The sequence below is a fragment of the Rhizobium altiplani genome, from assembly GCF_001542405.1.
GTDB classification, from domain to species: Bacteria; Pseudomonadota; Alphaproteobacteria; order Rhizobiales; family Rhizobiaceae; genus Rhizobium; species Rhizobium altiplani.
Map to the genome: position 1 here is coordinate 24,247 of NZ_LNCD01000091.1, position 21,114 is coordinate 45,360.

General features: G+C 60.9%; 25 protein-coding genes. 12 read left to right on the top strand and 13 right to left on the bottom strand.

The window, feature by feature from the left end; all coding sequences use genetic code 11:
- Window position 1: 1 nt before the first annotated feature.
- From pal to ybgC, 6 genes are all read right to left on the bottom strand, one after another.
- The gene (pal, locus tag AS026_RS21720; protein ID WP_007802639.1) at window positions 2-532 is read right to left on the bottom strand and encodes a peptidoglycan-associated lipoprotein Pal; all 531 of its coding nucleotides are present in this window, start codon (window positions 530-532) and stop codon (window positions 2-4) included.
- Window positions 533-688: 156 nt separating this feature from the next.
- Entirely contained in the window at window positions 689-1,999 is a 1,311-nt protein-coding gene (gene tolB, locus AS026_RS21725) for a Tol-Pal system beta propeller repeat protein TolB (protein WP_018859210.1), read from the bottom strand.
- A 22-nt stretch (window positions 2,000-2,021) separates the two neighbouring features.
- Window positions 2,022-3,152: a cell envelope integrity protein TolA gene (locus tag AS026_RS21730; RefSeq protein WP_025660915.1), complete on the bottom strand. Its 1,131-nt coding sequence runs from the start codon at window positions 3,150-3,152 to the stop codon at window positions 2,022-2,024.
- 8 nt (window positions 3,153-3,160) lie between these two features.
- Entirely contained in the window at window positions 3,161-3,622 is a 462-nt protein-coding gene (gene tolR, locus AS026_RS21735; RefSeq protein ID WP_062371742.1) for a protein TolR, read from the bottom strand.
- A gap of 23 nt (window positions 3,623-3,645) precedes the next feature.
- Complete coding sequence (tolQ, locus tag AS026_RS21740) at window positions 3,646-4,365, bottom strand: protein TolQ (RefSeq protein ID WP_016557208.1); 720 nt, start codon at window positions 4,363-4,365, stop codon at window positions 3,646-3,648.
- 441 nt (window positions 4,366-4,806) lie between these two features.
- Window positions 4,807-5,271 (bottom strand): tol-pal system-associated acyl-CoA thioesterase, encoded by a 465-nt coding sequence (gene ybgC / locus AS026_RS21745; protein WP_025660913.1) that lies wholly within the window; start codon window positions 5,269-5,271, stop codon window positions 4,807-4,809.
- 119 nt (window positions 5,272-5,390) lie between these two features.
- Between ybgC and AS026_RS21750 the strand changes: the two genes are divergently transcribed.
- The 7 genes from AS026_RS21750 (at window position 5,391) to AS026_RS21780 (ending at window position 11,569) form a co-directional block, all read left to right on the top strand.
- Entirely contained in the window at window positions 5,391-6,611 is a 1,221-nt protein-coding gene (locus tag AS026_RS21750; protein WP_025660912.1) for an NAD-dependent epimerase/dehydratase family protein, read from the top strand.
- Window positions 6,608-7,429, top strand: coding sequence for a glycosyltransferase (locus tag AS026_RS21755; RefSeq protein ID WP_062371743.1), 822 nt, complete (start codon window positions 6,608-6,610; stop codon window positions 7,427-7,429). The genes AS026_RS21750 and AS026_RS21755 overlap by 4 nt, the downstream gene beginning before the upstream one ends.
- Window positions 7,426-8,310 (top strand): NAD-dependent epimerase/dehydratase family protein, encoded by an 885-nt coding sequence (locus AS026_RS21760; protein ID WP_062371746.1) that lies wholly within the window; start codon window positions 7,426-7,428, stop codon window positions 8,308-8,310. Before AS026_RS21755 ends, AS026_RS21760 begins: the two co-directional genes overlap by 4 nt.
- Before the next feature lie 65 nt (window positions 8,311-8,375).
- Window positions 8,376-9,107, top strand: a complete 732-nt coding sequence (locus AS026_RS21765; RefSeq protein ID WP_062371749.1) for a hypothetical protein — start codon at window positions 8,376-8,378, stop codon at window positions 9,105-9,107.
- Window positions 9,108-9,203: 96 nt separating this feature from the next.
- On the top strand, window positions 9,204-9,791 hold the full coding sequence (locus tag AS026_RS21770; protein WP_062371838.1) for a 5-formyltetrahydrofolate cyclo-ligase: 588 nt from the start codon (window positions 9,204-9,206) through the stop codon (window positions 9,789-9,791).
- A 2-nt stretch (window positions 9,792-9,793) separates the two neighbouring features.
- Window positions 9,794-10,618: a TIGR00282 family metallophosphoesterase gene (locus AS026_RS21775; RefSeq protein WP_016557201.1), complete on the top strand. Its 825-nt coding sequence runs from the start codon at window positions 9,794-9,796 to the stop codon at window positions 10,616-10,618.
- A 114-nt stretch (window positions 10,619-10,732) separates the two neighbouring features.
- Window positions 10,733-11,569 carry an MBL fold metallo-hydrolase gene (locus AS026_RS21780; protein WP_062371752.1) on the top strand — a complete coding sequence of 279 codons (837 nt, stop codon included), beginning with the start codon at window positions 10,733-10,735 and terminating at the stop codon, window positions 11,567-11,569.
- A gap of 30 nt (window positions 11,570-11,599) precedes the next feature.
- Here the strand turns inward: AS026_RS21780 and AS026_RS21785 are convergent, their stop codons facing one another.
- Window positions 11,600-12,103: a pyridoxamine 5'-phosphate oxidase family protein gene (locus tag AS026_RS21785; RefSeq protein ID WP_025660906.1), complete on the bottom strand. Its 504-nt coding sequence runs from the start codon at window positions 12,101-12,103 to the stop codon at window positions 11,600-11,602.
- 174 nt (window positions 12,104-12,277) lie between these two features.
- Here AS026_RS21785 and AS026_RS21790 point away from each other — a divergent pair, with 174 nt between their 5' ends.
- Window positions 12,278-13,024 (top strand): YebC/PmpR family DNA-binding transcriptional regulator, encoded by a 747-nt coding sequence (locus tag AS026_RS21790; protein ID WP_062371755.1) that lies wholly within the window; start codon window positions 12,278-12,280, stop codon window positions 13,022-13,024.
- 61 nt (window positions 13,025-13,085) lie between these two features.
- Here AS026_RS21790 and AS026_RS21795 read toward each other — a convergent pair whose 3' ends face one another.
- Both AS026_RS21795 and AS026_RS21800 read right to left on the bottom strand, forming a co-directional pair.
- Complete coding sequence (locus tag AS026_RS21795; protein ID WP_062371757.1) at window positions 13,086-13,907, bottom strand: anti-sigma factor family protein; 822 nt, start codon at window positions 13,905-13,907, stop codon at window positions 13,086-13,088.
- Window positions 13,904-14,659, bottom strand: coding sequence for a sigma-70 family RNA polymerase sigma factor (locus AS026_RS21800; RefSeq protein WP_113472030.1), 756 nt, complete (start codon window positions 14,657-14,659; stop codon window positions 13,904-13,906). The genes AS026_RS21795 and AS026_RS21800 overlap by 4 nt, the downstream gene beginning before the upstream one ends.
- A gap of 291 nt (window positions 14,660-14,950) precedes the next feature.
- On the opposite strand from AS026_RS21800, the gene AS026_RS21805 reads away from it, so the two are divergent.
- The 4 genes from AS026_RS21805 to AS026_RS21820 all read left to right on the top strand — a co-directional run bounded on the left by AS026_RS21805 (window position 14,951) and on the right by AS026_RS21820 (window position 17,514).
- Window positions 14,951-15,925, top strand: a complete 975-nt coding sequence (locus tag AS026_RS21805) for an MBL fold metallo-hydrolase (RefSeq protein ID WP_062371761.1) — start codon at window positions 14,951-14,953, stop codon at window positions 15,923-15,925.
- A gap of 21 nt (window positions 15,926-15,946) precedes the next feature.
- Window positions 15,947-16,423 (top strand): tetratricopeptide repeat protein, encoded by a 477-nt coding sequence (locus AS026_RS21810; RefSeq protein ID WP_062371763.1) that lies wholly within the window; start codon window positions 15,947-15,949, stop codon window positions 16,421-16,423.
- A 236-nt stretch (window positions 16,424-16,659) separates the two neighbouring features.
- Window positions 16,660-17,148 (top strand): invasion associated locus B family protein, encoded by a 489-nt coding sequence (locus tag AS026_RS21815; protein ID WP_082728573.1) that lies wholly within the window; start codon window positions 16,660-16,662, stop codon window positions 17,146-17,148.
- 3 nt (window positions 17,149-17,151) lie between these two features.
- Complete coding sequence (locus tag AS026_RS21820) at window positions 17,152-17,514, top strand: SH3 domain-containing protein (RefSeq protein ID WP_062371764.1); 363 nt, start codon at window positions 17,152-17,154, stop codon at window positions 17,512-17,514.
- A 16-nt stretch (window positions 17,515-17,530) separates the two neighbouring features.
- On the opposite strand, the gene AS026_RS21825 is transcribed toward AS026_RS21820, so the two are convergent.
- The 4 genes from AS026_RS21825 to ctaD are packed head-to-tail and all read right to left on the bottom strand — an operon-like array spanning window position 17,531 to window position 21,095.
- Window positions 17,531-17,866: a cytochrome C oxidase subunit IV family protein gene (locus tag AS026_RS21825; RefSeq protein ID WP_018858844.1), complete on the bottom strand. Its 336-nt coding sequence runs from the start codon at window positions 17,864-17,866 to the stop codon at window positions 17,531-17,533.
- Between the two features lie 10 nt (window positions 17,867-17,876).
- A complete protein-coding gene (locus AS026_RS21830; protein WP_018858845.1) occupies window positions 17,877-18,602 on the bottom strand; it encodes a heme-copper oxidase subunit III family protein in 726 nt (241 codons plus the stop codon).
- A 10-nt stretch (window positions 18,603-18,612) separates the two neighbouring features.
- Window positions 18,613-19,323: a cytochrome c oxidase subunit 3 gene (locus tag AS026_RS21835; protein ID WP_062371765.1), complete on the bottom strand. Its 711-nt coding sequence runs from the start codon at window positions 19,321-19,323 to the stop codon at window positions 18,613-18,615.
- On the bottom strand, window positions 19,320-21,095 hold the full coding sequence (gene ctaD / locus AS026_RS21840; protein WP_062371766.1) for a cytochrome c oxidase subunit I: 1,776 nt from the start codon (window positions 21,093-21,095) through the stop codon (window positions 19,320-19,322). Before ctaD ends, AS026_RS21835 begins: the two co-directional genes overlap by 4 nt.
- Window positions 21,096-21,114 lie beyond the last annotated feature (19 nt).

Below are 21,114 nucleotides of genomic sequence, written 5' to 3' on the forward strand. Positions count from 1 at the left end.
ATTACATGCCGGCGCCACCGAGAACGGTAACGGCCCGGCGGTTCTGCGACCAGCAGGAAATATCGTCGCAGACGGCAACCGGGCGTTCCTTGCCGTAGGAGATCGTCTTCATGCGCTGTGCCGGAACGCCGCGCGAAGCAAGGTAATCCTTGGTGGCCGCTGCACGGCGAGCGCCGAGAGCAAGGTTGTATTCGCGCGTGCCGCGTTCGTCGGCGTGGCCTTCGATGGTGATCGCGTACTTCGGATAGCGGGCAAGCCACTGAGCCTGGCGGTCGAGGGTCTGGGAAGCGTCCGCGCGGATCGAGGTGGAGTCGGTGTCGAAGAAGATGCGATCGCCGACGTTGACGGTGAAGTCCTGTGCAGAACCAGGCGTTGCGGCGCCGGCACCGAGGCCCAGGTCACCAGCGCTGTTCGCCATGTTCTTCTTGTTGGCGCAACCGGCCAAGGCAAGACCGGCGACAAGCGCGATCATGACGGGGTTACGGGCGAAATTCTGCATGCGGCTCATTGCCGGGGTGTGAATTCGGCTCATGGCCGGTCTCCTTGCGACTTGATTAAGGTTGCCGGACTGTAACCTCGTTGGGTTAATCGGCATTCAAGAATTATGGTTAACAGATGGTTGATTTGTCCCTCAGTCGCCCCAATCAGGGATTTTTGCGGCGACAAAAAGGCACATCCACAGGCTTTCCTACTCGAGAAGCGGCGACCAGGCCGGGTCCGAAGCGAAGTTCGGCGTCTTGATGAGCTGCTCGTTGTAGCCCGTCAGATCGATCGAGTAGAGCTGCGGGCCGCCGGCACCAGCTGCCTGGCGGAAGAACATGATGACGCGGCCGTTCGGCGCCCAGGTCGGGCCCTCGTTATGGAAGCCCGTCGTCAGGATGCGTTCACCCGAACCATCAGGCTTCATGACGCCGATCGAGAACTTGCCGCCCGACTGCTTGGTGAAGGCGATCAGATCGCCGCGCGGAGACCAGACCGGCGTCGAGTAGTTGCCGTCTCCGAAGGAGATACGGGTTTGGCCGGAGCCATCGGCATTCATCACGTAGATCTGCTGGTGGCCGCCACGGTCGCTCTCGAAGACGATGCGGTTGCCATCAGGCGAATAGGACGGCGAGGTATCGATCGCAGCAGTGGACGTCAGGCGCGTCGTGGTGCGCGAACGCAGATCCATCGTGTAGATGTTTGCGTTGCCTTCCTGCTGAAGGCTCATGACGACTTTCTGTCCGTCAGGCGAGAAGCGCGGCGAGAAGGTCATGCCCGGAAAGTTGCCGACCACTTCGCGCTGTCCAGTTTCCAGTTGCAGCAGGTAAACCCGCGGCTGCTGGTTGGCGAAGGACATGTAGGTGACTTCCTGGCGGTTCGGCGAGAAGCGCGGCGTCAGCACGAGATCGCTGCCGTTCGTCAGCATGCGCACGTTGTAGCCGTCCTGGTCCATGATGGCGAGCTGGCGCTTGCGCTCCTGCTTCGTGCCGGACTCGGATACGAAGACGACGCGCGTATCGAAGTAGCCCTCTTCGCCGGTGATCTGCTTGTAGATCGCATCGGCGATAATATGGGCAACGCGACGCCAGTTCTCAGGCTGGGTGTAGAACTGCTGGCCCGTCATCTGCGTGCCGGCAAATGTATCCCAAAGGCGGAACTCGGCGCGCAGGCGCCCGTCGCTTTCCTGCGTCACGCGACCGGTAACGAGGGCCTGCGCATTGATGACCTTCCAATCTTCGAAGCGCGGAGCGGCATCCGGGTTGGAGATCTTCTCGATGAAGGCGTTCTTGTTGATCGGCGCAAAGAGGCCGGAGCGCTGAAGGTCGGCGGCAACCACCTGCGACACCTGGGCGCCCATGTCGCCTTGCAGGAAATCGGTGATCGCGATCGGCAGTGGCTCGACATTGCCCTTGTTGATGTTGATTTCGACAAGCGCGTTGGCCGGCGTGGCGACAACCGCAGTGGTTATCATGCCGACGGCGACCATCAAGGCGCGAATGAGGGAACACTTGGTCATGGAGGACAAGCCTTTCAGCATTTTAAAGTGCTAGATCGCTGGGATCGAAGTTGACGATAACTTCGCCCCAGGCGTCATATTTGTCTTTCGGGAGATTGGTGAAGGGCGACGACTTCATCACGGCACGCTTGGCACCGCTTGCCAACGCCATGCGGGTCGCCTCGTTGGTGCCGCCAACCGCTTCGACCTCGGGTGAGCCGATGATGTTACCGTCAGGGTCCAGCTTCATGTGGACCTTGATGCGAACGTCGCTAGCACCTTCCATCCCCGGGATAACCGACCAGTTGCCGGCGATCGCGCTACGCAGCGCATCCATCTCGCTCATCGAGAGCTTGGAGCCACCGGTGGCCTTCTTGGCACCGAGCGAAGCAACCTCGGTCGAACTTTTGGCTCCGCCATTCGACGGGTCCTGCTTGTTCAGCAGCGCCGCGATATCGTCGGCGTTGAAGTCGCTCTGCTTAGAGGAGGCGGACTTCGCTTTCTCCTGCTTCTTGTCGGCCTTCTTCTTGTCCGTCGGCTTTTCGTCCGCCTTCGCCTGATCCTCGGTCTTTTTCTCCGGGGGCTTTTCGGCCGACTTCTGTTCCGGCGGCTTGGCTTGCGGCTTCACGACCGGAGTCGGAACCTTGTCCGGCAGCGCCTCGGCGTCCGGCTTCGGTGGCTCCGGCTGTTCCTGTGGCGTTTCCTCAGGCTTTGGCGGCGTCGGCGGGGTGATTTCCGGCTTCGGCGGCGTAATGGACGCGACCTGCTTCGGCTCGACGTCCGTCTCCTCCTTCATTATCTCCTTCACCTCGTTGGGGACGGGATCATTCTGAGGAAGAGGCTTTTCGACGGCCTTGGGGGCAGCAGCGCTCTCGTTATTGCTGGGCTTGGCGTTCGGGACCGGCGGCGTCTTGAGGTCGACCTTGTTCTCGCCCATGTTCTCGGCGTTTTCGACATTGGTCGGCTTGGCCGTCGGCTTCGGCGCCGGCTTTTCACTCGGCTTGGCCGTCTTGTCGCCCTGCTGCATCTGCGTCATTTCTTCGACGGGCACGAGGTCGACGGGCATCGCCTCGAAATCCTCGACCTTGAACTGCTCCGGGGAGCCGATCGAGATCAGCGCCCAGGCAAGCAGTGCACAGTGCAGAGCCGCAGATGTGACGATACTGGCCTTCATAGCGTTCGCTATTGGTCCTTCTTCTGCTGCGTCACGAGGCCGATGTTCTTGTAGCCGGCACCCTGGATGCGAGCCATGACGTCGGCGATCACGCCATAGGGCGCGGTCGCGTCGCCGCGAACGAAGATGCGTTCATTGTAGCCCGTCGTTGCGATCGCCTCGAGCTTCGCGGCAATCTCTTCGACCGGGATCGGTGTTTCCTGCAGGAACACCTGGCCGTCGTTCTTCACCGAGATCGTGATCGGCTGCGTTTCGGAATTCAGCGCCTTGGCCTGTGTTTCCGGCAAGTCGACGGGCACGCCGACCGTCATCATCGGTGCTGCCACCATGAAGATGATCAAAAGCACCAGCATGACGTCGACGAGCGGCGTCACGTTGATTTCGGAGATGGCACCACCTCTGTGGCCACCGCGACGACGACCACCGCGACCACCGCCGCTACCGCCACTGCTTGGAGCACCCATACCCATATCGTTGACTCCGTTCCCGTCGATTACTGCGCGGCCTGGCGCGGCTGCAGTTTTTCGTCGATCTGGCGCGAAAGGATGGCGGAGAATTCATCCGCGAAGCCTTCCATACGGCCCGAAAGCTTGCCGGCGTCGGCAGTGAACTTGTTGTAGGCGATAACGGCCGGGATAGCGGCAACAAGGCCGATTGCGGTTGCAAGCAGCGCTTCGGCGATACCGGGAGCAACGACCGCGAGGTTCGTCGACTTCGAGCCGGCGATTGCCTGGAACGAGGTCATGATACCGACGACCGTACCGAAGAGGCCGATGAACGGGCCGGCCGAACCGATCGTTGCCAGCGAGCCGAGACGGGCGGAGAGAAATTCGGATTCACGCGCCAGCGTAACGTCCATGGCGCGGTCGATACGCATCTGCAGACCGATCGGGGAGCGCGCACCGCGCTCGAACGACTTCTTCCATTCGCGCATCGCCGCAACGAAGATCGCGGCAAGGCCGGTGTTGTTGCGCTCCGATAGCGTGCGATAGAGCTCTTCCAGCGACTGGCCCGACCAGAACACCTGCTCGAACTTCTCGAACTGGCGCCGTGCGCGACCATACGCCAGATACTTGTCGATGACGATCGCCCAGGTCCAGACCGAGGCTGCGATGAGCCCGAGCATGACCAGCTTGACGACGAGACCTGCCTGCATAAACAGCGACCAGAGGCTGACGTCGGCCGTTGCTGCTGCCAATCCTACTTGTTCCATTGATCCAAAATCCCCGAATCCAAACGCCCGGCACTTGACCGGGCGGCACAAAGTGATCTCGCAAGAAGTGTCTGGCGGCCGCCGCCCAAAGCCCTGGTCAAGCTTCCAAGCTCTTATCCGCCTTCCTTGCCGTCAAATTTGGTCAAAGGAAGGCGTGCACCGCACAAACTCTGACAATCCGAGTAAGACACTATTATGGTTAATAGTTCGTTAGCGCCGGATCATGACAGCGAAACTATCGGCGAAAGATTTATCCCTTGGATTACTTGGTCAGAACTAGGTCGATGACCACAACAGCGCTTATCTTCCAGCGCGCGAATTCCTTCACACAAAACTCATGTTTATGCAAGGTCGGAATCCCGCGTCTTTTCAGCGTTCGCGATCAACCCGGGCGAATCGCCGCACGCAAAAGGTGTTAATCGCACTGCTCGTTGCGAGGGCTCAAGGTCCGCGGAGCGGCTTGCTGCCTTCCAGAAATTTCGCGGCAAGAGTCTCCGGCAGTCGTCGCGGCCTTGCATTGGCGTTGATGACGGCGATGATCACCTTGGCGGCGATCAGCAGCGTTTCGCCGCGCCGGATTTCCTGATTGAGGACCATCTTGGCGCCGCCTGCTCTTTCGGTGTGGGTCAGCACCGTCAGGATGTCATCCATCCGTGCCGGCTGCTTGAAGTCGATCTCCATGCGATGGACGACGAAGACAAGTCCCTCCTCGTCCGCATTGATAAGCTCTCGTTGCTCGACGCCGAGGCACCGGAGGTAATCTGTGCGGCCGCGCTCGAGGAAGTGCAGGTAGCGGGCATGGTAGACGAGGCCGGAAAAATCCGTGTCCTCGTAGTAAACCCGCTGCAGGAGCCGGTGACCCGTTTCCGTGAGTTCACCCGAAATCGAAAAACCGTTGTCCGCCATAATTTTCTCCAAAGCCACGCGCCCTCTTTGGCGGAAGACTTTCCGCCTTGCAAGCATTGAACAATTGTCACGCTTCCTAAGTAATTTTTGACAGAGACATTCAAGCAGGAGACACCGCGATGAAGATTGCAGTGATGGGCGGGGACGGATTCATCGGCTGGCCGACATCATTGCATCTTTCGGACGCGGGGCATGAGATCCATATCCTCGACAATCTTTCGCGGCGGTGGATCGACACCGAACTCGGGGTCCAGTCGCTGACCCCGATGGACTCGATCCAGGAGCGCACGCGCATCTGGCACGCCGAAACTGGCCGGCGCATTCATTTCAACCTGATCGACCTCGCCAAGGACTACGAGCTCCTGAAGAAGTGGCTCGCCGAGAACCGTCCGGATGCCGTCATTCACTTTGCCGAGCAGCGTGCCGCCCCCTACTCGATGAAGAGCGACCGGCACAAGAACTACACCGTCAACAACAACGTTAACGCCACCCATAACCTCCTGAATGCGCTTGTCGAACTCCAGCTCGACGCACATCTCATCCACCTCGGCACGATGGGCGTCTATGGCTATTCGACGGTCGGGGCGGCGATCCCCGAGGGGTATCTGCCCGTTGGCATCGAGACGGCGAGCGGCGAGACCGTCAGCCAGGAAATCCTCTATCCGTCCAATCCCGGCTCGATCTATCACATGACCAAATGCCTGGATCAGTTGCTTTTCCATTTCTACGCCAAGAACGACCGCCTGCGCATAACCGACCTGCACCAGGGAATCGTTTGGGGAACGCATACCGAGCAGACACGCCGGCACCCTCAACTCGTCAATCGCTTCGACTATGACGGCGACTACGGCACCGTGCTGAACCGCTTCCTCATCCAGGCGGCGATCGGCTATCCCCTAACCGTCCATGGCACCGGTGGCCAAACCCGCGCCTTCATCCATATCCAGGACTCGGTACGCTGCATCGAGCTTGCCTTGAACAACCCGCCTGCCCGCGGAGCCCGTGTCGAAATCTTCAACCAGATGACCGAAACGCATCGCGTGCGCGATCTCGCCGAAATGATCGCAAAGATGAGCGGCGCCGAAATCGCCTGGCTACCGAACCCGCGCAAGGAAGCACCGGAAAACGAACTCATCGTCAAGAACGAGAAATTTCGCCATCTCGGCCTCGATCCGATCACCCTCCAGGCAGGCCTTCTGAGCGAGATCGTCGATGTCGCCAAGAAATTTGCCTATCGCGTTGACCGGTCGCGCGTGCCTGCCGTTTCCGCTTGGACGAAGGACATTGCCGCCACGATCAACCATGATCCGGAAGGCAAGAGGCTGAAGTCCGTTTCATGAGTGAGCCCCGGTACGCCTATGTCACTCTCATCACCAACGACGATTACGCCAAGGGTGCCAAGGCGCTTGCAACATCCCTGCGCCGAACCGCTACCCCAGCGGTCATCGTCGTCCTCCATACCGCGGGCGTTGACCAAGCCAGCCTTGCCCCACTCCTAAAGCTCGACTGCCGCCTGGTGCCGGTCGAGCATCTACCGCTGTCAGCCGAGTTCAATGAGCGTCATGCTCGATCCAATCTGCACGCCGCGGCTCCCTTCACGAAAGGACGCAAGCCGGCGTTTCACTCGCCGCTCGACAATTTCTGCAAGCTGCGCCTCTGGCAGCTGACCGAATACACCAGTTGCGTCTTCATCGATGCCGATGCGATCGTGTTGCACAACATCGACAAGCTCTTCCGCTATCCCGAGTTTTCGGCCGCCCCGAACGTCTATGAATCCCTCGAGGACTTCCAGCGGCTGAACTCCGGCGTCTTCGTCGCGCAACCGTCCGAAGACACTTTCCAACGCATGCTGGAGCGACTGGATCAGCCGGGAGTGTTCTGGAATCGCACGGACCAGACCTTCCTGCAGGAATTTTTCCCGGATTGGCACGGCCTGCCGATCTATTTCAACATGCTCCAATATGTCTGGTTTACCATGCCCCAGCTTTGGGATTGGCACAGTATTTCCGTCCTGCACTACCAGTATGAGAAGCCGTGGGAGACGAATCATCCGAAGGTCGATAAACTGCGGCCGCTGATCGACCTTTGGCATGCATTCTATGCCGGCGATGACCTGCCGGATCTATCGACCATGGCGAACCCGGAAGAGGCAGCATGAAGGTATTGGTATCGGGGGGAACAGGTCTCGTCGGGCGCTATATCGTCGAAGAACTGCTCGCCGCCGGCTATACCGTGATCATCGGCGGCCGCCACGCTCCCCTGCCCCGCTTCTTTTCGAGACCGGTCGAGTTCGCCCCGCTCTCGCTCGATCCTGCGCACGATTATATCGAAGCCTTCGAGGACGCCTATTTCTTCGTGCACGCCGCCTTCCACCACCTGCCCGGCAAATACCGCGGCGGCGAGGGCGACGACCCGGAGACGTTCAAGCGCTTCAACCTCGACGGCAGCGTCCGGCTTTTCGAAGCAGCCAAACGCGCCGGCACGCGCCGCTGCGTTTTCATTTCCAGCCGCGCCGCCTACGGAGAGCATGCACCGGGAACCATGCTGAAAGAGGGCATGCCTGGAAAGCCCGAGACCCTCTACGGCCAGGTCAAGCTTGATGCCGAGTGCAGTCTCGCACACCTCGCGTCGCCCGGCTTCGCGACGGCCAGCCTCCGATTGACCGGCGTCTATGGCGACCTCCGACCGAACAAATGGGACAGACTGATCGAAGATTATCTAGCCGGCCGCCACCTGCGATCACGCGCCGGAACCGAGGTCCACGGAAGAGACGTCGGCAAGGCCGTACGGCTGATGCTGGAAGCGGACGCCGCGCGTATCTCCGGCGAGACCTTCAACGTCTCCGATGTCACGCTGGATACCTGGGACATCCTGGAACACATTCGCTGGGAGCGCGATTGCGTGAACAGGCTCCCGCTTCCCGCCGACAAGGCGCAGCTTACGCCGATGGACACGGCGAAGATCCGTGCTCTCGGTTGGTCGCCTGGCGGCATGCCGCTGTTCAATCAAACGATCCATGCGCTCGCTACGCTTGCATAGGCGGCACAGGCCCACGCAAGCGTGAAGTTGCAGACTGCACCGGATAGTGCAATCCGGAGAATAGTATGCAAGTCGGTTCCGCATCAGCGCTCAACATCCTGCGCAACACCTATTCCGCCCACAATCTCAATATGTCGGCCGACAGCACCAGCGCGCGCCTGAAGATATTGCAGAATGCGGCAAAGGCACAGGAAAGCCTGCGCGAGAGCATGGCCACCTCGGCCGAAGCGGCGAAGGCCAGAGCGGCGCGCAAGCTTGAGGAAGCCAAGCAGCAACTCGAAATGCTGAAGAGCGGGGGCTACCCGCCGGAGGTCGTCGCCCGGCTTGCGGCCGAACTTGCCCACAAGATCAGCGCCGCTGCCGCGGAATTTGCCTCGGCTGTTGCGGCCAGTGCAACAAACATCGCTTCCACAGCCAATGCCTCTGCGGCAACGGCCGATACCGGAGCGGCGTCGGCAGATGCCGCAACCGATACATCAGCCACAGACGCGGCCGCGGCATCGGACAGCTCCGACGCGAGCGCCGCCCAAGCGGACGAATCCGACGGCGCAACTGCGGCGCGCAACGCCTACCAGAGCGTCGTCGAAGACGGACAGCAGGCGTCCGCCGGCATCTCCACCGAAGACCGCAAGACAATGGAAGAGTTCAAGGCCATCCTGCAGGAGGTTCGGCAGCTCATGGACAAGGCGATGCGCGACTTGCGCGCAAGAACCGGCCAGCAGGCATCAGGCGTGAACGCCTACTCGTTTGAGGCACAGGCCGACGCCTCAGCCATACCGACCAGCATCACGATTTGATCCGATTGGCTAAGGCGGGCGGTCAAAGGTCGCATTGTCCCGTTGAAATGATCGGCAGGACCTTTATCGTCTGCTGAAAAAAGCGCGATGGACCGTATGACCCCGAAAGAAATGAAAGCCGAAATGCGAGCCGGCCGGCTTGCACTGCGCGACGCCATCCCAGAGGCCACGCGCATCGAGATGAGCCTGGCCATGGCCGAGCATGCCGGCGAGGCCGTCGCCTTCGATCCGGGCACTGTCGTCTCCGGCTTCCTGCCGATCCGTTCGGAGGCCGACATCCGGCCGCTTCTGGCACGCTTCCAGGCACGTGGGGCCCGGCTCTGCGTGCCTGCCATCCTCGACAAGCAGACGATCGCGTTTCGCGAACTTGTGCGCGGCGTGCCGTTGGTCAGCACAGGCTTCGGCACGTCCGGCCCGCCGGCGGACGCCGCCGTGCTCGATCCCGAAATCATGCTGGTGCCGCTCTCCGCCTTCGACAATCGCGGCCACCGCATTGGCTACGGTGCCGGCTATTACGACCGCGCCATCGAGCGTTTGCGGCAAAAAGGCCAGCATCCCAAGCTGATCGGCATTGCATTCGACTGCCAGGAAGTGGCACATGTGCCCGACGAGCCGCACGATGTCAGCCTGGACGCCCTCCTGACGGAAAGCGGGCTTCGCCTTTTTGCCTCTTGGATTGGATAGCAATGCGACTGCTTTTTCTGGGTGACATGGTGGGTAAGACCGGACGCACCGCCGTCTGGAACCGCCTCCCCGGCCTCATTTCTGACCTGAAGCTCGATTTCGTCGTCGTCAACGGCGAGAACGCCGCCGGCGGTTTTGGCATCACCGAGGATATCTTCCTCGAGACGATAAACGCCGGCGCCGATGTCGTCACGACGGGCAACCACGTCTGGGATCAGAAGGAAGCGGTCGCATTTGCCGGGCGTCACGACCAGTTCCTGCGACCGGCCAACTATCCGCAGGGCACGCCGGGCCGCGGCTCGGGGCTGTTCTACGCCCGCAACGGTGCACGCGTGCTGGTCGCAAATGTCATGGGTCGCGTCTTCATGCATCCCGAACTCGACGATCCCTTCAAGTCTGCAGAAGCGATCCTCGATGCCTGCCCGCTGAAGGAACAGGCCGATGCGATCATCTTCGACTTCCATGCCGAAGCGACAAGCGAGAAGCAGTGCTTCGGTCATTTCGTCGACGGCCGCGCCAGCTTCGTCGTCGGCACCCACACACATGTGCCGACCGCCGACCACCAGATCCTGAACGGTGGTACCGCCTACATGTCGGATGCCGGCATGTGCGGCGACTACGACTCCTCGCTCGGCATGGATAAGGAGGAGCCGCTGAACCGGTTCATCTCCAAGATGCCGAAGGGCCGCATGGAAGCAGCGACCGGCCCTGCCACCATCTGCGGTGTCGGCGTCGAGATCTCCGATGCGACCGGCCTGGCTGAAAAAATCGCTCCGCTGCGTCTCGGTCCCCGGCTTGCCGAGACTATTCCGGAGTTCTGGCGCTAGAGCCTTTCCCGCCATGACGCAAACGTGAGAAGCGACTCCGGATTTCAACTGGACCGCTGCTGCGCCTTGCCGCATCCTCCCGAGCCTATCCGTGAGAGCGCTGGAGGAAGTGGCATGAAGCCGCGTTTTCTTGTTTTCGCAATCGCCTGCCTGATGGTCCTGGTTGCCGCGGAAGCGGCCGCCGCTCAGGAGGAACAGCGAAACGTCAGCCAGTGCCAGGCCATCGCCCAATCGATCCCGCAAGCGACCTTTGCCAGCTTCACGGGCTCGGCACCGATCATCGATGCCACCGCCACCGACCAATCGGTTACGCTGACCTACATCGGGCACTCCACCTTCCTCATTGAAACGCCAGGTGGCGTAACGATCGCGACCGATTACAGCGGCTGGTACTCGCCGCCCCAGGCGCCGATGGTCGTCACCATGAACCGCGCCCATTCCTCGCACTATACTCTGGTGACCGACCCGGCCATCAGATACGTGCTGCATGGATGGAGCGACGTCCCGGGCGAGAAGGCCAAGATCAACCTCATGGTCGGCGACACCTACATCCGCAATGTCACTACCGATATCAGGGGCGGCTTCGGCGCGCCGCAGCAAGATGGGAACTCGATCTTTATCTTCGAGGTTGCCGGTCTCTGCATCGGTCATCTCGGCCATCTGCATTACGAACTGACGGAGGCTCACTACACGGACATCGGCCGGCTGGATGTCGTGATGGTGCCGGTGGATGGTGGGCTGACGATGGGTTCCGACAGCATGAGCCGCGTCATCAAGCGCCTGCGCGCCTCGCTGATCCTGCCGATGCATCAGCCGCGCCCACTGCAAAGCTTCCTGTCGATGTTCGGACCCGATTTCGACATCAGCTACGCGCCGACGAACACGATCTCCGTCTCGCTGCGCACCTTGCCGAAAAAGCCGCTGATCTATGTCGCGAAGGGCATGCAGTAAAAGACCCGGACTGCGCCGGGCCTATTCTTCTCAGGCGAACTGCAAGTGCTGCCTGATGCCGACATCGGGCATCTTGTCATCGTCGAGGTTGGCCTTCGCGATCTCCCAGCCGAACTTCAGCTTATTGCCTGTCGAAACCCAGATCTCGGCGTCGTCGACATGCATGGCGAGCATCGTGAGCTTCGGATCCTTCTTGCCGTCGTCATACCAGGCGGCGACGAGCGAGTTCCAATACTCGTCTACCTTTGACGGGTCGGGCCGCACCTCGATCTTGCCGGCAAGGCAGGCATGGTAGTCGTGATCCTTGCCGACCACGCAGAAATGCGCCCGAGTCCCCGGCTTGATCGCACGTACGATCGCCGCATCGGATTTCGTATAGAACCAGATCGTGTTGGTCTTCGGATCGGCGTTCGGCGCCATCGGCTGCATGTGCATGTCGGCCCCGTCCACGCCGAGCATGCCGGCATGAATGTCGTTCACCTGGTCCCAGAGCTGGCGTGCCGGGTGTTCCCGCGCCTCGTTGAAACTAGCCATTGCACTTCCTTCCATTTCGAGGGTCCGTGGGCGAAACGTCAACTTCCTGGGGTTTGTTCCGCCATTCCGGATACACGAGCGACCGGCGCGACAGAGCCGTTTTCCCTTGAATGCGGCCAATTTCGCTCTTATAAGGCGGCCCATTCCTAACAATACGACGTGAACAGGGGTGCCATGGCTGGCCATTCACAGTTTAAAAACATCATGCATCGCAAGGGCCGTCAGGATGCCGTGCGATCGAAAATGTTCTCCAAGCTCGCACGTGAAATCACGGTTGCGGCCAAGGCCGGTCTGCCCGACCCTTCGATGAACGCCCGCCTGCGTCTGGCGATCCAGAACGCCAAGGCGCAGTCCATGCCAAAGGACAATATCGACCGCGCCATCAAGAAGGCCTCCGGTGCCGACGGCGAGAACTACGATGAAGTCCGTTATGAGGGTTACGGCCCGGGCGGCACGGCGATCATCGTCGAAGCCCTGACCGACAACCGCAACCGCACTGCCTCCAACGTCCGCTCGATCTTTACGAAGGCCGGCGGCGCACTTGGCGAAACGGGCTCGGTATCCTTCTCCTTCGACCACGTTGGCGAGATCACCTACAAGCTATCCGCTGGCGATGCCGACAAGATGATGGAAGCGGCGATCGAAGCCGGCGCCGACGACGTCGAGACCGACGAAGAGGGCCACTACATCACCTGCGCCTTTGAGTCTCTTGGCGAAGTCGCCAAGGCCCTCGAGACCTCGCTCGGCGAAGCCGAAACCGTCAAGGCCGTCTGGCGCGCCCAGAACAACGTGCCCGTCGACGAAGAACGTGCCCAGTCGCTGCTGAAGCTGATCGACAGCCTGGAAGACGATGACGATGTCCAGAACGTCTACTCGAATTTCGAAGTCGACGAAGAGGTTCTGGCCAAGCTTTCGGCCTGAGACCTGCAAGGAAGCATCATGTTATCGCGCCGGCCGGATTGTTCCCGCCGGCGCTTTCGTTTCAAGGACGCTCTTCCTCGGGCGCCAAGCCGGCCTGCGCTATAAAATTCTTGCGGAATGCGGCAAGATCTTCGGCGCTGGCATCGGTTATCGCCCAGAACACCAGTCCGCCGCTCGACCATCGACTAATATTGTATCCCTCGCGTTCCGCACTGCCCGGTGCCGTCGACGTACCCGGCCATATAAAGAGATTAATCACGTGTCCGCGGAGCCGATAGATCAGAGCCGCGACGACCCGTCCGCCAACGTAGTCGACCCTGCCCCCGATCAGGGGAAACCCCTGGGCCGCGAGATCGACGACTGGCGGAGAGAAGTCGATCTTGCCGTTGAACCAGGGCTTGACGGTGTGTCGATCCGAGGTCTGCACATCAGCCAGGTGATCGGCAAGCAGCGAGCGGACATGGCTGGCGACGATCTGATCTTGGATATCTATCCCACGCGGCAGATTGACGAACAGGAAGAGACTTGCGGCCAGCGCAGCAAACGACGGCACAAGGCTCCATTGCCGGATGAACGCGAAGATCCGCGGCCAGATGCCGTTTTCGGCCGCAGCCGCCTTCTCCTGATCCACGGTTGCGGCAGTCTCGAGGGACAGGCTACTTAGGACCCGAGAACGCACTTCCTCCGGCGCGCGCCATTTGACCCCGTTTCCACCGATGACCTTCCGTATGGCAGTCACCCTTGCCAGCGCGGCGCTGCAGGAGGCGCAACCGGCAAGATGCGCCTCGAATTGCGCCGAATGGACCGAATCGAGCTCACCGTCGACGAAACCGTGCAGCATGTCGCTCCATTCGGGACAGGCTCGATGGCTTTCATCGCTCATGGCGCCACCCCGCTCTTTTCCAGGGCCAGCCAGGCTTTGCCGAATTCCTCCCGTGCCCGCGCGAGCCTGGACATGACGGTGCCGATCGGCGCGTCGATGATTTCGGCGATCTGCCGATAGGACAGGCTCTCGAGTTCCCGCAGCACCAGCACCTCCCGCATCGGGTCGGAAAGATCGCCGATGACCCGCCGTACGCGCTCGGACTCGCTCTTGCGGATCACGGACGCTTCCGGCGTGTCGTCGTCGGACGCGATCTGGCAAGTCGCGATATCCGCTTCACCGGTCGAGACGTCCTCGGCCATCGGCACTTCGAAATGCGCCTTCCGGCGGCCGTCGAGTAGCCAGGCGCGGTAGCAATTTCTGACGATCGAAAACATCCAGGCGCGCGGATCGCCGCCGCGATAGCCTTCGAAGCTCCGATAGGCGCGCAGGAAGGCTTCCTGGACGATATCTCCAGCAGCATCGGGATCGCGACTGAGGAAGCGGGCGAAATTGTAGGCGTCGTCCAGCTGCGGAAGGATGGCCTTCTGGAAGCGTTGCATCGTTTCGGCCGATGCGGCAGGCGTCCTCATCGTGGCCGCTTGCGGGTCGAGCAGCGGCCGCGTCATCGCCAACGACATGCCGATCATGGCGGAGAGGGCTTTCAGAAGGCGAGCCGCCATCCGCCCGGTACCGGCAATCGCCCGATCGGCACCTAATGGCGTGCGCTGGCATTCGAATGAAAGGAAATCCGCGATCTCAGCCTCTGTCATCGTCTTCCCCGGGTTCGGCCGACCGCATCGGATCGCCCTTATGCCTTCCGCAAGATAGATCGCCCTGACCATCATTTTATTCCGTCCCGGCGCGATTTTTTTCGAGGAAAAGCGTTCACGGGAAGGGTTCTGGATGCCGTCGCGAAAAATCTCCCATCGGTTTCATCAGCTTAGGAAGATTGCCCGGCATGCCGGGAATAACTGCCGGCCGGCCTCGATCTTGTCTGGCAGCGGCGGCACCCATTGTCGTGTTGCCGCTGCATCATAGCACCCGACAAGAGGAGACTTGCGATGTTCACCATGACACGCCGTACCGTTCTCGGCACCGCCGCCGCGGGCGCCGCCTTCGGCCTTGCCTCGAAACTGGAATTCGTTTCACCGGTCTTTGCCGAAACGCCCGACGAGCCGAGCGTCGGCTTCTACAGATATAGGGTCGGATCGGTCGAGGTCACCGCCATCTATGACGGTATCTGGCGAAAGCCGCACGACCCAGGCTTCATCAAGAACGCCTCAATTGAAGACACCAAGGAGGCGCTTGCCAAGGCCGGCCTGCCGACCGGTTTCATGCCGATCCCCCTCACCGTCGTCGTCCTCAAGATGGGCGACCGGCTGATCATGATGGATGCCGGATCGGGCGTCGGCCAGTGGCAGGCGAATGCGACACACCTACCCGCCAACATGGCGGCGGCGGGCATCGACTACAGGAAGATCAACACGGTCTTGCTCTCACATTTCCATCCGGACCACGTCTGGGGCCTGATGGACAAGGGCACCAATGCGGCCGTCTTTCCCGATGCCGAACTGATCGTCAACGCAGCCGAGTATAGCTGGTGGACGGAGTCTGGCCGCGTCGAAAAGCTTGCGGAAAGCCGTAAGGCGGCCGGCCAGCGCATCGCCAATGTTTTCCCGAAATGGCAGAACTGGAAACTCGTCGAGGACGGCGCCGAGGTAGCGCCCGGCATCCGCATGATATCAGCGCCGGGACATACGCCCGGCCACTCCGTCTATCTCGTCGACGGCGGAAACGAACAGCTGATGGTGTCGGCCGACATCATGTACGTGCCGGCCTTGCTCGCCCCGCATCCGGAATGGCAGGGCGCCTACGACCAGGACGGGCCGATGGCGATCGAGACGCGCCGCAAGCTGATCGACCGCGTCATCGCAGACAAGATCGCGATCTGCGGCTCGCATTTTCCGTTCCCGGGCTCCGGCACCTTCGTCAAGGACGGCAACGTCTACGGCTTCACCCCCAAGATCCAGGCATGAGAAACTGAAGGAGAAACGATCATGAAGAGACATGTTCTGGCAGGTACGATCGCCTTGATCGCGGCAACCGCTGCCCTTCCCGCGATCCAAGCCGTTCCGGCCTTCGCCATCGACAATATCGAATCCACCAATGCGCCAGATTTGACGTCGGTGCGCGCCAAGATCGCTGCCGGGGATTATCAGGGGGCGCGGGACGAGCTTCGCGGCCTTGCCGAGGATACGCAGCAGGCAGACGTCTACAATCTGCTTGGCTTTACCCTGCGCAAGACCGGAGACTACCGGACCTCGCTGACCTATTACGCCAAGGCGCTGGAACTCGAGCCCGACCACAAGGCCGCCCGCGAATATCTGGGCGAACTCTACGTCGAGACCGGCGACATGGCCAAGGCGAACGACCAGCTCGCACGACTGACGACGCTTTGCCCGAACGGCTGCGAGGAGCGTGACGATCTTGCCAAGGCGATCGCTCAGAAGACGGTGCGGCAGACAGGCAACTGACATCCGGAACATCAGGCGAAGAGGGGCCTTGGGCCTGCGGGCCGGCCATGGAAGACATGACCGGCCTTTCGTTTTGGCCGTCCATTCACATCAGGTGATCGATCGGTCACACGTTCGTTACCCCCAGCCCGCCGTTAAGGTCTCGGTAACCCTCGCCGACTTGAATGCGCCGCGTTCGCTCCAGCCGGTCTGTTCCAAGACCAGCGTCTCTCACACTTTCGGCGGGGAAAATGCCCATGAAAAGAATAGCTCTCGTACTCTCCTTCACTCTTGCCGGTGCAATTGCCGCCCATGCGCAGCCGACAATGGTCAAGCAGTTCGAGGACTGGGGCGTCTATTCCTACAGCAAGGGCGGCGAGACGGTGTGCTATTTGCTGACAGTGCCGACAAGCAAGCAACCGGCAAGCGTCGATCATGGCAGCAATTACTTCGTGATCGGTCGGGCGCCGGGCGCCGGATATGAGCCACAAGCGATCATGGGCTACGAACTGAAGCCCGGCTCCCGGGCCAAGATCGCAATCGGCGACAAGACGTTTACGATGTTCACCAGGGGCAAGTCCGCCTGGGTGCTTGAAGAATCGCGCGAGCATGACGTCATCAGCGCCATGCGCTCCGGTAGCGACATGACGGTCGAAGCGGTCTCCCAGCGCGGCACGGCGACCACCTATACTTATTCCCTGAACGGGGTGACCGCTGCCCTGAAGCGCATGGCATCCTGCAACTAGGCCATGGCACGCCGTCGATACCGTGCAGCACACCGGCTGGGCGTGCTGGCTGCCGGCTGCTTGCTCGGCATCGTGCTCCCCAGCCAAATGACATCCGCCGATGGCATCTCCGGCTGCATGCATCGCGCGCTGCTATCCAGCCACCGCACTGTGCTGATCGGCCCCTGGATGGCCTCGCCGGTGCCGATCCGCGCTACACCGCGCGCGTCAGCGAATGCCGTTGCAAAGCTCGCGGCGCGCGTCCGGGTCGCCGTCCGCTCATGTGATGGTACATGGTGCAATGTCGAGGTGACTGGCCATGACGTCGGCGGGTTCGTTCGCCAGTCCGCCCTATCGGGCGTCTATCCGAACGAGAAGATCATGTAGCCCTTTAACGGCCGACTCAGGGACCGGCCCCGCCGAGGAAGGCAAGCCGGGTGAAGATCGTGTAGTGCGACTCCGACGCCATCATCGCCACGAAGACGAGGACGAGCAGTGGCGGCAGCAATATCGCGTAGACGAGCGCCAGCCGTTCCCAGGCCATGTGCATGAAAATGGCAACGATCAGTCCGGCCTTCAGCATCATGAAGACGATGATGAGCGTCCAGCGGGGATAACCCTGGATGCCGAGATAATCGACGAGATAGGAGAAGGTGCTGAGGACGAACAGCAATCCCCAGACGACGAGGTAGAGCCTGATCGGATGCTGTTGGCCGGAATGTGCTTGTGCCTGTGCCATGGATGCGACCTCACCACAGATAGAAGAAGGCAAAGATGAAGACCCAGACGAGGTCGACGAAGTGCCAGTACAGGCCCATGATCTCGACGTTCTCATAGCTACCCCTGCGGCTTGTGAAGAAGCCGCGCTGGCCCGTATCGAAGTCCCCGCGCCATACCTTGCGCGCGGTAACAAGCAGGAAGATTACGCCGAAGGTCACGTGCGTCCCGTGAAAACCGGTGATCATGAAGAAGGATGATCCGAACTGTGCCGCGCCCCACGGGTTTTCCCAGGGGCGCACGCCTTCGGTGATGAGCTTCGTCCATTCGAAAGCCTGCATTCCGACAAAGGTCGCGCCAAGCGCGGCGGTCAGAAGCAGCAAAGCGGCCGTTTTCCCGCGCTCGCGGCGATAACCGAAATTGACAGCCATGGCCATCGTGCCACTGCTGCTGATCAGGATGAAGGTCATGATCGCGATGAGGATCAGCGGGACCTCCTGGCCGCCGATATTGAGCGCGAAGACCTCGCTCGGATTAGGCCACGGAACCGGCGTCGACATCCGCGCGGTCATATAGGCCAGCAGGAAGCAGCCGAAGATAAAAGTATCGCTGAGGAGAAAGATCCACATCATGGCCTTGCCCCAGGAGACGTTCTTGAACGCCCGCTGGTCCGAGGCAAAGTCGGCCGCCACGCCGCGCAGGCCGGCGGGCGGCCCCATGGCGACGTCGTCAGTTTGCATTCGGGTCAGTTCGGCCATCGTCCACCCCTTAAGAAACGAGTTGGCGGCAGAGATCGACGAAGTCGTTTGCCCAGCCGGTAAAAAGCGCGAAGAGAAGCAGCCACACGACGAGCATGAAGTGCCAGTAGGTGGCGCAGAGCTCGACACCGAGGCGCAGCCTGGCGGAAGCGGCGGTGCCGCCTGCGAGCAAGCGCAATCTGGTTCGCGCAAGCACTGCCAGCCCACCGAGGATATGCAGGCCATGCAATCCCGTCAGCATGTAGAAGAAACTGTTTGCCGGGTTATCGGCAAGGACATATCCGGCCGCGACCAGCTGCAGCCAGGCGACGACCTGCCCGGCAAGAAAGAGCACTGCGGTCGCCAGCGCTATATCAAGCGCAAGCCGCAGGCCGTCATCGGCGCCCCGGCGCGCTTCAACCACCGCCCATTGCAGAGCCGCGCAGCTGGCGATCAAGACAGCGCTATTCGCCCAAAGAAGCCGAGGAACGGGTATTGCCCACCAATCCGCACCGCTCATTCGCGAAAGATAAGCACTGGCCAACAGGGAAAAGAGCGCGCCGACCACCGCGAGGAAAATGCCGAGGCCGATCTTGGCGGTCGGGATCGGCGGCTTCGCCGGTCCGCCGATATCATCAAGCGTGCCGACCTCCATCCATGGCTTCGACATCATCCTCTGCCCGGACAGCCACCAGATGACGATTGCGGCTATTACCGCGAGAAAGACAAGAACCACACTCATGTGTGCGCCCTCGACACTCCGGCCATAGGCGGCTGGTTCTGGGGTATGAAGTCTTCGGGAGCGCCGGGTACACTGTAGTCGTAGGCCCAGCGATAGACGATCGGAAGCTCCTTGCCCCAGTTGCCATGGGCGGGCGGCGTCTGAGGAGTCTGCCACTCGAGGGTCGTCGCTCGCCACGGATTGCCACCGGCCTCGCGGCCGCGGAACAGACTCCAAATGACATTGAACAGGAACACCATCTGCGCCGCCCCGACGACAAGCGCCGCGACCGAAATGAACATGTTCAGGTCATGCACCGAAGGCGGAATGAAAACCGTGTCGCCAAGCTCGAAATAGCGCCTCGGCACGCCCACCAGGCCTACATAATGCATGGGGAAGAAGATCGCATAGGCGCCGATGAAGGTAACCCAGAAGTGGATCCGACCGAGAACCTCGTCGAGCATCCGCCCGGTAATCTTCGGATACCAGTGATAGATTGCGCCGAAGACCACCATGATGGGCGCGACGCCCATCACCATGTGGAAATGCGCTACCACGAACATCGTATCGGACAGTGGCACGTCCACCACGACGTTGCCGAGGAACAGTCCGGTCAGCCCGCCATTGACGAAGGTCACGATGAAACCGATGGCAAACAGCATCGGCAGCGTCAGGTGGATATCACCCCGCCACAGCGTCAGCACCCAATTGTAGACCTTGATCGCGGTCGGCACGGCGATGATCAACGTTGTCGTGGCGAAGAAGAACCCGAAATTCGGGTTCATGCCGCTGACATACATGTGATGCGCCCATACGATGAAGCTCAGCGCCCCGATAATCACGATCGCCCAGACCATCATGCGGTAGCCGAAGATGTTCTTGCGCGCATGCGTGCTGATAAGATCGGAGACGATGCCGAATGCCGGAAGCGCGACGATGTAGACTTCCGGATGACCAAAGAACCAGAAGAGGTGCTGGAACAGGATCGGGCTACCGCCATCGGATTTCAGCTGCTCGCCCATTTCGACAATCGCAGGCATGAAGAAGCTGGTGCCGAGCAGCCGGTCGAACAGCATCATGACGGCGGCGACGAAGAGCGCCGGGAAAGCCAGCAACGCCATGACGGTTGCTGTGAAAATGCCCCATACTGTCAATGGCATCCGCATCAGCGTCATGCCGCGCGCCCGCCCTTGCAGCACGGTGACGACATAGTTCAAGCCACCCATCGTGAAGCCGATGATGAAGATGATGAGGGACGAGAGCATCAGGATGATACCCCAGTCGCGCCCGCCTGGCGTACCTGACGTCAGTGCCTGCGGCGGGTAAAGCGTCCAGCCGGCCCCCGTCGGTCCGCCAGGAGCGAAGAAGCCCGCAACAAGCACGATCACGGCCAGCAGATAAAGCCAGTAGCTCAGCATGTTCGCATAGGGGAACACCATGTCGCGAGCGCCGACCATCAACGGAATGAGGTAATTGCCGAAGCCGCCGAGGAAGAGCGCGGTCAGGAGATAGATCACCATGATCATTCCGTGCATGGTGATGAACTGGTAATAATGATCCGCGTCGATGAAGGAAAAATAGCCGGGAAACCCGAGCTGCAGCCGTATCAGCCACGACAGCACCAGCGCCACCAGACCGATCGAAAAGGCCGTCACCGAATACTGAATGGCAATGACCTTGGCATCCTGACTGAAGACGTATTTCGTCCACCAGCTCCTCGGATGATAGAGCTCAACATCCGCCACCTCGGCGGGTGGGATAACATCGCCGGCACTGGTTGGAATATCAACCATCGCATGCCTTCCTTCCTCC